Origin of the sequence: Ectobacillus soli (genome assembly GCF_042610425.1) — a bacterium.
Lineage (GTDB): Bacteria > Bacillota > Bacilli > Bacillales > Bacillaceae_G > Ectobacillus.
This window is the reverse complement of record NZ_JBGJZM010000001.1, coordinates 766,482-780,236: the sequence shown is the minus strand read 5'-3', so window position 1 is coordinate 780,236 and position 13,755 is coordinate 766,482. Positions and strand designations below refer to the sequence as shown.

Here is a 13,755-nt window from a genome sequence, read left to right as displayed (position 1 = left end):
CTTAGTATTGTGTAGGACACATATTTTCATTCGAAAATAAATAAAACATGATCAAGTTCAAACAAAAAGGAGGAAGGTGCGAAAAAATTGCACCTTCCTCCTCTTTCCATCCATCATTTAAACTTCCATAATGATTGGTAAAATCATTGGTCTACGTTTTGTTTTTTCAAACAAGAATTGGCTCAATGATTCTCGTATACTTTGCTTCAGGGATGACCACTCTACACTATTTGCTCTTACCGAAACTTCAATAATATCTTTTGCACGCTTCACAGACTCTTCAATAAGTTCTTCTGATTCTCGTACATAGACAAATCCTCGTGAAATAATCTCTGGACCAGAAACGATTTGTTTCGTTGCTTTGCTAAGAGTTATAACTACAACAAGAATTCCGTCCTGTGAAAGGAGCTTACGATCTCGTAAAACGATGTTTCCTACGTCGCCAACACCTAATCCATCAATCAGCACATTCCCTGCATGCACTTTTCCAACACCTTTATGTTGTCCTTCTTGAAATTCAATAACATCACCTTTATCCACGATAAAAATGTGATCATTATCTATTCCAATATCTCGGGCTAATTTTGCATGAGCCGTTTGCATACGGTATTCACCATGAACTGGAATAAAATATTTTGGCTTCATCAAATTCAGCATAAGCTTTAACTCTTCTTGACTACCATGACCGGATACATGAATCTTTCTTTGTCCAGAATAAATTACGTTGGCACCCGCTCTAAATAATAAATCTACTGTCTTAGAAACAGAAGTTTCATTTCCCGGAATCGGCGAAGCAGCAATAATAACTGTATCATTTGGTCGAATAGAAACTTGCTTATGTGCTTGTTTTGCCATTCGAGATAATGCAGCCATTGGCTCTCCTTGACTACCAGTAGTTAAAATTGCAATTTTATTATCGTCGTACTGGTCAATATCTTGAGATGAAATGATCATATCTTGGGGGATATGTAAGTAACCTAAAGTATTAGCAACATCGACAACTTTCACCATACTTTTTCCTACCACTGCCATTTTACGATCATGTTCTTGTGCTGCATCAAATACTTGTTGAATTCTGTGCACATTGGATGCGAATGTTGCAATTAAAATTCGACCTTCTGCACTACTAAAAACTTTAGAAATTTCTGCTCCTACTGCCTTTTCAGACCCAGTATAACCTGGACGCTCTGCATTTGTGCTATCTGAAAGCAAACAAAGAACCCCGTCGTTCCCTAACTTAGCCATTTTACCAATGTCCGCACGATAGTTATCCACTGGCGTTTGGTCAAATTTAAAATCACCTGTGTAGACGATTGCTCCCTGCGATGTATGAACTGCAACTCCTACTGAATCAGGTATACTGTGGTTCGTCCGAAAAAATGATACAGATGTTTGGTCAAACATAACGATTGAATTTGCATCAATTGGTTTTAATGTGACGCGACCAAGCAAATCTGCTTCTCGTAATTTTTCTTCTAATAATCCTAATGTTAAACGAGTCCCGTAAACCGGGATTTGCAGCTTCCTTAGTACGTATGAAATGCCGCCTATATGATCTTCGTGACCGTGCGTTAAAAATATTGCTTTTACTCGTTCTTTATTTTCTTCTAAATATGTAATGTCAGGTATTACTACATCAATTCCGAACATTCCTTCTTCCGGAAATTTAAGACCGGCATCTACAATAAAAATATCCGAATCTACTTCGACTCCATACATATTCTTTCCGATTTCCCCTACTCCACCTAAGGAAAATACTCTTACTTTTTCTATCTCTTTCTTTCTCACCTTATAGCCTCCCCATGATGGGCATAACCGTACTAAGTCACTTACGAGTATTATAACTGAAACAAGAAATAGAAAACAAGTTAAAATCTTTACCGTAAGTGATGTATATTCATAAAACCGTATTTTTCTTCACTTTCTTGCATAAAATAACATAAAAAACCACAGTGGTTTTCACTGTGGCGTAACTACTTATAAGTGTGTAATAAATATTTATTTCTGAATAGTATTCATTACTTGCTGAAGCCGAGTTTGTTCTTCATTCGTTAATGGGATAAGAGGCAACCGAACGGAACCGACGTCTAATCCATTTATAGCAAGGGCCGCTTTTACAGCCGTTGGATTTGGAGCCATAAATACTGCTTTGGTTACACGTAGTAAAAGCTGATGAAGATTTTGTGCTTTCTTGTAATCCCCCGCATAAAAAGCGGAAATCATTTCCTGCATTTCATTTCCAATAATATGTGCAGCAACTGAAATGACGCCATTTGCTCCAACCGCTAGAGCTGGAAGTGTTAACCCATCATCCCCGCTGTATACGGCAAAAGTATCGTTTGTTTGCTCAATTATTTCAGTCATGGAAAGCACATCGCCTGTAGCATCCTTTAATGCGACAATGTTTTCAATATGAGATAATCTAACAATTGTTTCCACTGATAACCTTACAACTGTACGTCCTGGAATATTATACACAATAACAGGAAGCGGCGTGCTGTTTGCAATCGTGGAAAAGTGTTGATACATACCTTCTTGCGATGGCTTATTGTAGTACGGTACGACTAGCATAACCGCGTCCACACCAGTTTCTTCTGCCTTTTTCGTTAGCTCTATAGAAGCACGAGTATTATTACTTCCCGTTCCAGCAATAACCGGTACCCGGCCATTTGCAGTACTTACAACATGCTGAAATAACGCTATTTTTTCGTCTGTCGTAAGCGTTGGAGATTCGCCTGTTGTACCACATACGACCAATGCAGTTGTTCCGTGCTCAATCAAATAATCCACAAGTTCTGTTGTTTTTGCAAAATCAATATTTCCTTCGCGATCGAATGGTGTTACCATAGCGGTTGCGACTGTGCCAAAATCTATCATGCTCCCACTCCTTGACTTTATGCTTCTTTCGATAATGCAAAAGCGTCATGTAAAGCGTTCACGGCTGTTACGAGATCACTCTCATTTACAAGCGTCCAAATCGTCGTATGACTATCAGCTGATTGCAAAATTTGCACTCCGTTTTCGGACAAAGCTGTAACAATGGTAGAAGTCACACCAGGTACCCCAGTCATACCTGCTCCGACGATGGATACTTTCGCACAGTGTTTTGTAACACTTGGATCATAGCCAATTCGATGGAGAACTTCAATTGCTAAGTCCGCTACGTCGTCATTTACTGTGTATGCAACGCCATTTGGAGAAATACTAATTAAATCCACACTAATCTGATTGTTAGCCATTTCTTTAAAAACCTGTGCTTGTAAATTGTATGGCGCATTTTTTACGTAAACTTTTATTTGCGTTACATTTGATACATGTGCAATACCTGTTACAGGTCGTTCCTTGATGAGTCGCCCTTGACCAATACCTTCATACTCCGAAACGAGGGTCCCTGTACTATCGGAATAGGTAGAACGAACACGCAATGGAACTTTCGCCTTCATCGCAATTTCAACTGCACGGGGATGTATAACTTTCGCACCTTGATAGGCCATATTACAAATTTCATTATAAGTTACCATATCAAGCGGTCTTGCATCTTTCACGATACGAGGATCTGCTGTCATAATTCCTTCTACATCTGTGAAAATATCAATGTATTCTGCATGAAGAGCAACACCTAATGCAGCGGCAGATGTATCGCTGCCACCTCGTCCAAGCGTTGTAATATCCCCATTTACTGTTTGACCTTGGAATCCAGTTACAACAACAACATCAGCATGTCGAAATTCTTCCAGAATCCGATCACATTTCATTTCGATAATTCTTGCATTAGTAAAATCTTCAGTTGTGATAAAGCCAGCTTGTGCACCGGTTAATGCTGCTGATTTAATCCCTTCACCATTTAACATATCAGAAAATACAATAGCCGAAATAAGCTCGCCGCATGATAAAAGTAAATCCTTTTCTCGGTTAGAGATATGGGACTGTTTATCATGTACGAGACTAAGGAGAGTATCGGTAGCATATGGCTCTCCTTTACGACCCATTGCGGATACAACAACAACAACTTTATACCCTTCCTGAATGGCATTGGAAATGTGGCGAAGCGCATGTTTTCTTCCTTTTTCGTCGCGTACTGATGTACCGCCGAATTTCTGTATAATTATCTTCATATTTTGGCACCTTCTTTAAAAACTTACACGAGGCCTAATTTTATAAGACCCTCTGCAATTTGAACAGAGTTCCATGCAGCACCCTTTAATAAATTATCGGATACTACCCAAAGATGGAATCCTTTATCATTATTTAAGTCTTTACGAATACGTCCAACGAATACTTCATTTTTTCCTGTAGCATAAAACGGCATTGGATATTCTTGCTCCGCTGGATTATCCTGCACTACAATACCATCTGAAGTTGCTAACAGATTACGAATATCATCTGCCGTTACACCTTCGTTTTCTACTTCAATATACACAGATTCAGAATGACCAGCTACGATAGGAAGACGAACACAAGTAGCTGCTACTTCAAGTTCTGGCATATGCATAATTTTTTTCGTTTCATTAATCATTTTCATTTCTTCATAGGTGAAGCCGTTATCTTCGAACACATCAATTTGTGGGATTGTATTAAATGCGATTGGATAATGTTTCTCCCCACTTTTTACTGGTAAAATATTCGCTTGTACTTCTTCTCCGCTTAGCATCGCTCTAGATTGTTCTTTCAATTCTTCAATTGCAGTTGTACCTGCACCAGAAACTGCTTGGTACGTACTAACAATTACTCGTTTTAATCCGTAAGCAGCACGAATAGGTTCAAGTGCTACAACCATTTGAATTGTAGAACAGTTTGGATTTGCGATAATACCATTATGTTGAAAAACATCCTTCTCGTTAACTTCGGGTACAACGAGCGGAACGTTTGGATCCATACGAAATGCACTTGTATTATCAACAACAATAGCACCGCGCTTCGCTGCTTCAGGTGCTAGCAATTTAGAAACGGATCCACCAGCACTAAAAAGTGCGATATCTACAGAATCAAAGCTCTCAGGTGTTGCCTCTTGTACCGTTACTTCTTCTCCTTTAAAGGAAATCTTCTTACCAGCAGAACGCTTAGAAGATAATAACGTCAGCTTTTCTATTGGAAAGTTGCGTTTTTCTAACGTATTTAACATTTGTTCACCAACTGCGCCGGTTGCTCCAACTACAGCGACATGAAAAGATTTTTTCTTTTCCATCACTATACCCCTTTCTACATACATCCTGTACTTATAAAAAGATGAAGTTATCCTCCATCTTTATGAAATCAATAATACCACATTGTAAGGTACGTTTGATGTTTTTTCGAAAAATTCCCTATGTTTAAAATGATTAATTATTCATGTATTTGAATTTTTCCACAATAACCGGCTGAAGTTGTTTACCTTCTAATGCCATACCAATTGTATCATGTAAAAGCTCCATTCTTGCAACCATTGAACTCGGCTTTTTATCAGGAGCATCCTGACCAAATGGAACAAAGTACATATTTCTTGCTGCCATAAGACGCATTAAAATGTCCCCAACAGGATGTAACCACAACATACACTTGTATTTAAACTATCGACCGATATAACGTAAAGAGACGTTTCATTCCTTCACACAAGTTCTGATCATTTATAAATGATTAATAGTGATGCATTGCAGATCTATATAAGAGTAGTTCCAATATAAATAGCCGTTCCCCACATTACCAAAGCTGAAACTCTATTTAAAACAAACAAAAAACGTCCTGATTTATCCAATTCCCCCGATAGCCTGCCTACCATTGCTAAACCAGCAAACCATATCCACGAAACGAGCATACATGCTACTGCAAATGCTACTTTTTCATATCCAGCATATTGTAAGGAATTTGTCCCAATCACACCAATTGTATCTAAAATGGCATGTGGATTTAATAATGATACGGACACGGCAAACATAATTTGTTTTTTCGGTGGAAACGAAACGGCTTTATCTTGATGAAGCGCTGGTTTGCTTCTCCACGTAACAATCCCCATATAGAGTAAAAAACAAATTCCAATCAGAAGTAAAACGGTTTTAAGCCAGTAATAAGTTAGAACAACAACCGATACACCTAACACGGCCAACGAAATTAATAACGTATCGCAAAGGGATGCGGTAATAATAACAGGTAACACCTTCACATACTTTGGCTGAAGCGTTCCTTGGTTAAACACAAACACATTTTGTACACCTAATGGTAAAATTAGTCCAACTGCTAAAATGAAGCCATGAAAAATTGCTGCTATCATTTCTTCTCCTCCAACTTAATCGTTGTTACCATTGTATAAGAAAAGTCTAGGTAGGTCGCCATCAATTATATATAGAGAAAAAAACTAGGAGGGTATCTTTTGTCAGGAGAACCATATTAATTGTTTCTGAAGGACTTCAGGCATTGCAATTAATCTCGTTAGACTTATTGCACCGTGGCTCGATCATTTTTCTTGAAAGCAGCTACCGCATTTCAACGTCTACAATATCTATATAAGGCACCGTATGCTCCTCACCATGTATGGTTTTCACTTCAATACATCGATAAATGGTACTAATATTTTCTAACAGACCTTCATACAGATAAAGATGTCCATCACTGTAATACGTAACAACAATGGCTAGTTTTCGGTTATATGCCTCCGCCAATGTACGATTAATTTCGTCCATCTTATCCTCATCCAAAATTGGCCGTGCTCCCTTCTTTTGCTCCTGAATCATTCGTTTCACCCCTTCAAACTGCGGCGCAATAGCTTGAAAAGCCGCCCACTTTTTCATGCCTCGTTCACTGATTTGCACAGGGTATCATCCTTTCATTCTGACTTATGTCCACCAATTAACGTATTTCTGTATTTTGCAGTGGAGCCGCTCGTATAAGATACTGCCCGAAGTAATGCATTCTTCCCGTACTTTCGTCGTATCTCGTCCATCACCAAGGCAAGTTTCTCTTCTTTCCCTCGTTTATCCACATCTTCAAAAATCGAAAGCTGCCGTTCCTCCGCCTCTACAAAATTAGTCAACGACATGCCGATTTGACGCACAGGAGACTGATTGTAATATATTTCAAACAGATGCAAACAAACCTTATACAACTCCATCGTAATATTGGTAGGTTCAAAGAGCGTATAAGAGTGGGAAAATCCCCCTCCCCCCGTTGTACGACTATAGCCTATGCTTAGATGAATCGTACGGCATAGTTTTTTCATGCAACGCATACGAAAGCACACTTCTTCTAGTTGTTCAAGTATGAGTACCTTCAATTCTTGTATATCTACATAATCACGCATCAATATTTGTGATTTTCCAATTGACGTGGAAACAGGAATGTATGGCTCGTCAATTTGACTTTCATCCATCCCATTTGCGTGTTGCCGAAGTTCAAGTCCTAAAACCCCAAACTCTTTCTTTAAAAGTGCAACTGGATGTTTCGCAAGTTGCTGCACGCTAAAAATGCCCATTCTATTCAAGCGACGCTCAGTTCTTACGTTAATTCCGTACATTTCCGTTAAAGGTAAAGGCCATAGCTTCCTAGGTACATCCTGCATCGTCCATTCATCAATACCATCCTTTACTTTTTTTGCACTGTATAATGCCATTTTCGCCAGAAAAAGATTGGGTCCCATTCCAACCGTTGCTGTGATTCCAGTTGTATCTAAAATATCCTTCTGAATTACTTTTGCTAGCTCCCAAGAAGTCATTTTATACAGTCTTTGATATTTAAAATCAGAAACATCTAAAAAACTCTCATCGATTGATAGCGTATGTAAATCATATGGTGCTACGTATTTTAAAAAAATTTCAGTTATATCATTGGAAATCCGAACATACTCTGCCATCGATGGATTTACAATGATAATGTCTTTCGATGGTTGTATTTCATATAAACGCGAACCCGTCTTAATACCTAATTTCTTTAGCTTTGGTGTAGCAGCTAACACAACAGAACCTTGCTGCTCTGTATTACCTACAACCGCTAATTTCACAGTTAAAGGATCTAGTCCACGAATAATAGAAGAAACTGAAGCGAAAAATGATTTTAAATCTATACAGAAGATTGTACGTGCTCGCTGCTGCGTATGATTGAAATGAAATTTCATCTTCCTCCTCCAAAATAGAACATTTGTTCTCATTTGTTATTACTATATGCTAATTGACAGAAAAATAAAAGTGGAATTTTAAGGGAAAACAATTGAATCACTGGCGCTCCGGACTTTAAGATTAGAAAGTAATGTTCGAGATTTAAAAGAAATGAAGTAACCAGTTAGCCATTTATATTTTCCTCACTCTAAGAACCTATAGCGTACTTCTCTTCATTCAAAAAAATTTACACAATTCATTTGATATTTCATTCCCTTACTTGTCTATACTAAATAACTGAGGTGATGAAATTGGCGCAATGGATCTATTCACATTTTATTAACACGATATTTTTTATTATATCCGCATTTGGTCTGGTCATTTTTCTACTCATATTGCTAATTCGCAGTGTTCTAAAAAATAATTAGAAAGCCAGCATTCTTATTCTCTTTGTATATCGGATAGTGCATAATCTGTCTGCCTCATAAGGTCTTCTATTATCATCCACCCAGCTTCGTGATATTCACGAAGTACGGCTTCTATTTCTTCGTCGCTCATAGGAGGCGGTGCGACAATATGGACAGTTGCATTCCCAATCTTATAAGTGGCTACATATTTATTGTTCACAGTATCAACACCTTTCGTTAATATATATGCAACCTTTCTTGCCGAACAAACTCTAAAATTGCAGACATTTTTTTATGATTTATCTGTTCCTTCCTCTTATTAGAGGGGAACGAAGATGAATTAGAGACAAAAAGAACCTCCCATAATATAGGTTCTTTTTTATGTTCCTGTTAATATGCTTTGATAATGAGGTGATGCTGATGAACCGCGTTGCTATATATTTACGTAAAAGTCGTGCTGATATCGAAGCGGAAGCTAAGGGCGAAGGTGAAACTCTTTCAAAACACAAAGAAATCTTATGCAAATTTGCTAAGGATCATCATCTTACTATCATTGCCACTTATCAAGAGATTGCTTCCGGTGAAAGCCTTGTGCATCGTCCTGAGATGCTACGGTTGCTTGCAGATGTGAAAGATAATACCTACCAGGCTGTTCTATGTATAGATATGGATCGTTTAGGCCGCGGGAACATGAGGGAACAAGGACTAATACTAGAAACATTTAAAGCAGCTCGTACGAAAATTATCACTCTCCGCAAGACCTATGACCTTAACGATGAATTTGACGAGGAATACAGCGAATTTGAAGCATTTATGGCCAGAAAAGAGCTAAAAATCATTACAAGACGCTTACAACGCGGACGTCTTCTATCCATAGAAAAGGGAAACTACCTAGGGACACACCCACCATTCGGATATACAATTATCGAAACGAAGGGCAGTCGGACATTAGAAATCCATCCAAATCAAGCCGAAGTAGTCAATATGATATTTAATTTATATACAAGTAATGATGTATCGAAGCGAATGGGATCAGGAAGAATTGCAAAAAAATTAAACGAACTTGGGTTTTTAAGTGCTACAGGAAAGAAGTGGAGCACTTACAACGTTATCGACATTTTAAAAAATTATGTGTATATCGGAAAAGTAACTTGGAATAAAAAAACACATGGTGGAAAACGAAAACCTCGCGAAGAATGGATTATAGCAAATGGCAAGCACGCGCCAATCATTACCGAAGAGATATTTAATAAGGCGCAATCGATTATGAAAAAACGCTATCACACCCCTTATAACACAAAACCGAGCAATCCTCTTGCTGGACTCATAAAATGCGGAAAATGTGGTTCTAACATGTTGCAGCGCTATCCGAGAAGTAAACAGAAAACTATGGTCTGCCCAAATTGTGATACAAAATCCTCCTACACGCATTACATCGAATCCCATTTAATTTCTGCCTTAGAAAGATGGTTAGTTGCATACAAATTAGACGTGAGTCTGCTTATTACAAATAACAAAAAAGAGGAAGTCGTCCAAATATACAAAGGAATTGTGAAGCAAATTCAGGGGGAACTAAAAGAAACAACAAAACAAAAAGAACAGCTATATGATTTTCTTGAACGAAAGATTTACGATGAACAAATATTTATAGAACGCACAAGTCAATTAACCAAACGCATAGAGAAGCTTCATGTATCCTTCGAAAAAGCAAAGAAAGAATACGAATTTGAACTACAAAAAAAGCATGCACAGCACTCCGCTATTCCAAACATAGAAAGAGTAATTGATTTATATTTTAAAACAAACAATATTGCAATGCAGAACTTCCTTTTAAAGTCAATTATCGAGAAAGTTGTCTATGTTAAAGAACGAAATCAAGTACTGGATGATTTCTCAATTGAGATTTATCCAAAACTTCCTTCTATACGTTAGACCCTTTGTTGCAATCATATTGGGTACAATAAATTCACACCATTTAAACCAAGGGCATCGTTTGTTGAAATTGCTAGAACGACTGGCTTCCAATTACGTAGTGTCGCCTTTGCTGCCATAAGTACAGGAGAATCCGTTTGAGCATTTGCAAATTTGCTCATCGAATTACCTGTTAATGGTGCAATGACCATACAATCAAGAGGAATTTTCGGTCCGAGCGGCTCTGCCTTTACAATCGTATCTATTACAGAACGACCTGTAATACTTTCGATGCGTTCAATCCACTTGGCTCCTTCTCCAAAGCGGGTGTCTGTCGTTTTTAATGTGTACGAAATAACCGGGAGTACCTCGGCCCCCGCCTCAACTAATTGCTGGATATAGGGCATAACCTCTTCAAACGTACAATGAGAGCCTGTTAAACCAAACCCGATAACCTTTCCCTTTACATTCATCATTTGTTCTCCTTTCTCGATTTCACCTCAGCCAATAAACCTGTTAACACATTGGCGAGTATTTTTCCTGCTGTTTTTGGTGCAACGATTCCTGGCAATCCCGGTGCTAAAATAGCTTTTATCCCCCGTTTTTCTGCATAGCGAAAATCAGTGCCACCCGGTTTAGAAGCTAAATCGATGATTAACGTATTTGTAGGCATTCTTGCAATAACACTATTGGTCACAATTAGATGAGGAACAGTATTAATGACGATATCAATGTCTTCGACAATTTCATGCAAATCTTTTAAATGAAAAGGATCAAACGACATTTCTGTGATACGTGCTAAATGCTCGGAACGTCTCGCTCCTGCCTTTACCTTCGCACCTAACGCTTGAAATGCTCGTGCTACACTCATTCCCGTTCGTCCAAAGCCGAGTACAGCAACTTTTGAACCATGAATCGTATAATCTGTGTGTTGAATAACCATCATAATAGTTCCTTCTACTGTAGGAATACTGTTATAAATCGCTACATCATCACGCTCGAATAGCTTGATGAGCGATCGATTGCATACGGTAGCTATATCGTGTAAGTATGCATTGCTAATTCCAGAATAAATTGTAAAATGGGGCGGTGTTTTTGAAATATGCTCTTTCGTAAGCACTACCTTCTCATTGGAAAATATCGTTTCAATTTGCCCCATGTCATTCGTTCCTGCTACGGGTAAAATAACCGCATCCAGACGGGAAAATTGCAATTCGTCTATCTGTTCTTTTGTAGCTCCAGTAAATCCATGATCCAGTTGATCAAATCCGACCAATGACACCTTTGCATCCAATTCAATCAGTTTGCGGATGACCTCTAATTGTCTGGCATCCCCCCCGATTACAGCTATATGCATATCTGTTAGCATATCTATCTTCACCTTCTTTGCAGTCTAGTAAAGTTATCGCTTTGGTTTCAAAACATCATATGTACCGTACAAGTGCTAGGTGCTAACGAAAAGCGGAATCGGCTAACCATCCTAAATAATACGAAACATACGAAATAGCCCGTCGCTGAATCTCAGATTTTACAGGATTCCAGTAACGGGCTATTTCTTGAAACGACGACGGAAGGGATAAAACCATTTCCATCGTCATTCCCTCTACACTTTTTCTGTCTCAGACAGATCAAAAATAATCATATCCTGTCCGACCTTTTTAATTTTACTCCAAGAAATGCGGACTTCTTGTTGTGAGCGTCGAAATGCAGTCCATTTTCCAATTGGAATAATAAGAGAATGAATGCGGCCATCACTCTCATCAATTTCTAAATCCGCATGCCCGAGGACACCCATTCTCTCAGCTCGTTCTAAATCAACAATTTCTTTCCCGCTTAGCTCACTTAATCTCATAAACAACCCCCCTTACATAAGACGTATGTAAGGGGGGTTTAAAACATGCCTATTATCTTATCGGTTCGCAATCGCTTTCGGTAATTGTCCAGTTGGACTAATAAGAGAAGCGGAAAAATCATCTGTGAAAATAGTACGAATCAGTTCATCTACACTCGTTTTTGTTACAGTGTTTACACTCTCAATCATTTCATCAAGAGAACGATGACGTTGTAACAAAAGCTCATTTTTACCATTGCGGCTCATTCGACTATTCGTGCTCTCTAAACTTAACATTAGACTACCTTTTAATTGCTCTTTGCTATTTTGTAATTCTTTTTCGGTAATACCTGTATCTTTAAAGGTTTCAAGCGTTTGTTGAATTGTTTCATACAAGGTTTCTAATTGTTGACTTCCTGTTCCTGCATAGATAGTCAGCATCCCCGTATCTTCATAAGAAGAATGATATGAAAAAACAGAATACGCTAGACCACGTTGCTCACGGACCTCTTGGAATAAACGACTGCTCATACTCCCGCCTAACACACTATTTAATACAATTAGACTGTAGACATTTTTATCCCCAACATTCAATCCTTGAAATCCGAGGCAAAGATGTGCTTGCTCCGTTTCCTTTGTGCGTGCAATTGTATTGTGATGAAATACAGGGCTATGTATAGATTCGCGCTTTGTTGTTGCTTCATATGCACCAAAATATGACTCAACCTTTTGAATAAATGACTCATTTACATTTCCTGCAATGGAAATAACTACATTTTCCGGAGTGTACAAATCTTTCACATACTGATTAAGCGTTTCTCCTGTAAACGTAGACAATGTCTTTTCTGTTCCTAAAATTGGAAATCCTAGTGGATGCGTTTCGTATGTAACTTTTGTTAATAAATCATGAACAATATCATCCGGTGTATCTTCATACATTTTTATTTCTTCCAAAACAACATTTTTTTCTTTCTTCACTTCCTCTTCTTCAAAGGTGGAGTGAAAGAACATATCTGATAATATTTCTAGGGCATACTCACCATGTTCGTCTAATACTTTGGCATAATAGCACGTATATTCTTTAGATGTAAAAGCGTTTACTTGACCACCAATTTTATCAAATGATTCTGCAATATCACGTGCAGAACGCGTTTTTGTTCCTTTAAATAGCATATGTTCTAAAAAATGTGAAATCCCATTATTAGCAGCGTTTTCATTACGTGATCCCGTATGAATCCAAACGCCAATAGCAACCGAACGGACAGTTGGGATATTTTCAAATACAATTCTTACTCCATTTTTACAAGTATATTTATTGATCAATTGCCATCCTCCTATAAAGTGAAACTTCCACCAGTGAAGAAATTTCCCCCACTGATGGTTAGCCCGGCTATGCGGGATAACCTGTAACATTCTAACGCAAATAACACGTTACCCTAAAGAATCCTTACAAACAAATGTATGAAAAGATTAATTCTGATTCAAAGCAGAGGGTAAATAATAGATTATTACATATTTCCATTTCTCTATCATACCAATTTTACGA

General features: G+C 38.1%; 13 protein-coding genes and 2 pseudogenes. 1 reads left to right on the top strand and 14 read right to left on the bottom strand.

Annotated elements, in window-relative coordinates:
• Window positions 1-117: 117 nt before the first annotated feature.
• From ACAN53_RS04040 to ACAN53_RS04000, 9 genes and pseudogenes are all read right to left on the bottom strand, one after another.
• Window positions 118-1,788: a ribonuclease J gene (locus ACAN53_RS04040; protein ID WP_379967374.1), complete on the bottom strand. Its 1,671-nt coding sequence runs from the start codon at window positions 1,786-1,788 to the stop codon at window positions 118-120.
• A 210-nt stretch (window positions 1,789-1,998) separates the two neighbouring features.
• Window positions 1,999-2,877: a 4-hydroxy-tetrahydrodipicolinate synthase gene (gene dapA, locus ACAN53_RS04035; protein WP_379967371.1), complete on the bottom strand. Its 879-nt coding sequence runs from the start codon at window positions 2,875-2,877 to the stop codon at window positions 1,999-2,001.
• Window positions 2,878-2,894: 17 nt separating this feature from the next.
• Window positions 2,895-4,115, bottom strand: coding sequence for an aspartate kinase (gene dapG / locus ACAN53_RS04030; RefSeq protein WP_379967368.1), 1,221 nt, complete (start codon window positions 4,113-4,115; stop codon window positions 2,895-2,897).
• A gap of 23 nt (window positions 4,116-4,138) precedes the next feature.
• A complete protein-coding gene (gene asd / locus ACAN53_RS04025; protein ID WP_379967365.1) occupies window positions 4,139-5,185 on the bottom strand; it encodes an aspartate-semialdehyde dehydrogenase in 1,047 nt (348 codons plus the stop codon).
• Window positions 5,186-5,318: 133 nt separating this feature from the next.
• Window positions 5,319-5,501, bottom strand: a pseudogene (spoVFB, locus tag ACAN53_RS04020) (dipicolinate synthase subunit B); the annotation flags it as partial.
• Between the two features lie 134 nt (window positions 5,502-5,635).
• Window positions 5,636-6,244 (bottom strand): LysE/ArgO family amino acid transporter, encoded by a 609-nt coding sequence (locus ACAN53_RS04015; RefSeq protein WP_379967362.1) that lies wholly within the window; start codon window positions 6,242-6,244, stop codon window positions 5,636-5,638.
• A gap of 202 nt (window positions 6,245-6,446) precedes the next feature.
• Entirely contained in the window at window positions 6,447-6,782 is a 336-nt protein-coding gene (locus tag ACAN53_RS04010) for a YolD-like family protein (protein ID WP_379967359.1), read from the bottom strand.
• A gap of 14 nt (window positions 6,783-6,796) precedes the next feature.
• Window positions 6,797-8,080 carry a Y-family DNA polymerase gene (locus ACAN53_RS04005; RefSeq protein WP_379967356.1) on the bottom strand — a complete coding sequence of 428 codons (1,284 nt, stop codon included), beginning with the start codon at window positions 8,078-8,080 and terminating at the stop codon, window positions 6,797-6,799.
• A gap of 421 nt (window positions 8,081-8,501) precedes the next feature.
• A complete protein-coding gene (locus ACAN53_RS04000; protein ID WP_379967353.1) occupies window positions 8,502-8,687 on the bottom strand; it encodes a hypothetical protein in 186 nt (61 codons plus the stop codon).
• 200 nt (window positions 8,688-8,887) lie between these two features.
• Between ACAN53_RS04000 and ACAN53_RS03995 the strand changes: the two genes are divergently transcribed.
• Entirely contained in the window at window positions 8,888-10,399 is a 1,512-nt protein-coding gene (locus tag ACAN53_RS03995; protein ID WP_379967350.1) for a recombinase family protein, read from the top strand.
• A gap of 26 nt (window positions 10,400-10,425) precedes the next feature.
• Here the strand turns inward: ACAN53_RS03995 and dpaB are convergent.
• The 5 genes and pseudogenes from dpaB to ACAN53_RS03970 all read right to left on the bottom strand — a co-directional run.
• A pseudogene (dpaB, locus tag ACAN53_RS03990) lies at window positions 10,426-10,851 on the bottom strand (dipicolinate synthase subunit B); the annotation flags it as partial.
• Window positions 10,851-11,747, bottom strand: coding sequence for a dipicolinic acid synthetase subunit A (gene dpaA / locus ACAN53_RS03985; protein ID WP_379967347.1), 897 nt, complete (start codon window positions 11,745-11,747; stop codon window positions 10,851-10,853). The pseudogene dpaB and the gene dpaA, both read right to left, overlap by 1 nt.
• A gap of 82 nt (window positions 11,748-11,829) precedes the next feature.
• The gene (locus tag ACAN53_RS03980) at window positions 11,830-11,970 is read right to left on the bottom strand and encodes a hypothetical protein (protein ID WP_379967344.1); all 141 of its coding nucleotides are present in this window, start codon (window positions 11,968-11,970) and stop codon (window positions 11,830-11,832) included.
• An 11-nt stretch (window positions 11,971-11,981) separates the two neighbouring features.
• A complete protein-coding gene (locus tag ACAN53_RS03975; protein ID WP_379967341.1) occupies window positions 11,982-12,230 on the bottom strand; it encodes a YlmC/YmxH family sporulation protein in 249 nt (82 codons plus the stop codon).
• A gap of 57 nt (window positions 12,231-12,287) precedes the next feature.
• Window positions 12,288-13,532 (bottom strand): M16 family metallopeptidase, encoded by a 1,245-nt coding sequence (locus tag ACAN53_RS03970; RefSeq protein WP_379967338.1) that lies wholly within the window; start codon window positions 13,530-13,532, stop codon window positions 12,288-12,290.
• Window positions 13,533-13,755 lie beyond the last annotated feature (223 nt).

What these genes read in the sequence shown, in the direction of transcription:
- dapA (WP_379967371.1), bottom strand. Translation starts at nt 2,877, where the DNA reads ATGATAGATTTTGGCACAGTCGCAACCGCTATGGTAACACCATTCGAT.
- dapG (WP_379967368.1), bottom strand. Translation starts at nt 4,115, where the DNA reads ATGAAGATAATTATACAGAAATTCGGCGGTACATCAGTACGCGACGAA.
- asd (WP_379967365.1), bottom strand. Translation starts at nt 5,185, where the DNA reads ATGGAAAAGAAAAAATCTTTTCATGTCGCTGTAGTTGGAGCAACCGGC.
- ACAN53_RS04015 (WP_379967362.1), bottom strand. Translation starts at nt 6,244, where the DNA reads ATGATAGCAGCAATTTTTCATGGCTTCATTTTAGCAGTTGGACTAATT.
- ACAN53_RS04005 (WP_379967356.1), bottom strand. Translation starts at nt 8,080, where the DNA reads ATGAAATTTCATTTCAATCATACGCAGCAGCGAGCACGTACAATCTTC.
- ACAN53_RS03995 (WP_379967350.1), top strand. Translation starts at nt 8,888, where the DNA reads ATGAACCGCGTTGCTATATATTTACGTAAAAGTCGTGCTGATATCGAA.
- dpaA (WP_379967347.1), bottom strand. Translation starts at nt 11,747, where the DNA reads ATGCTAACAGATATGCATATAGCTGTAATCGGGGGGGATGCCAGACAA.
- ACAN53_RS03980 (WP_379967344.1), bottom strand. Translation starts at nt 11,970, where the DNA reads ATGGAAATGGTTTTATCCCTTCCGTCGTCGTTTCAAGAAATAGCCCGT.
- ACAN53_RS03975 (WP_379967341.1), bottom strand. Translation starts at nt 12,230, where the DNA reads ATGAGATTAAGTGAGCTAAGCGGGAAAGAAATTGTTGATTTAGAACGA.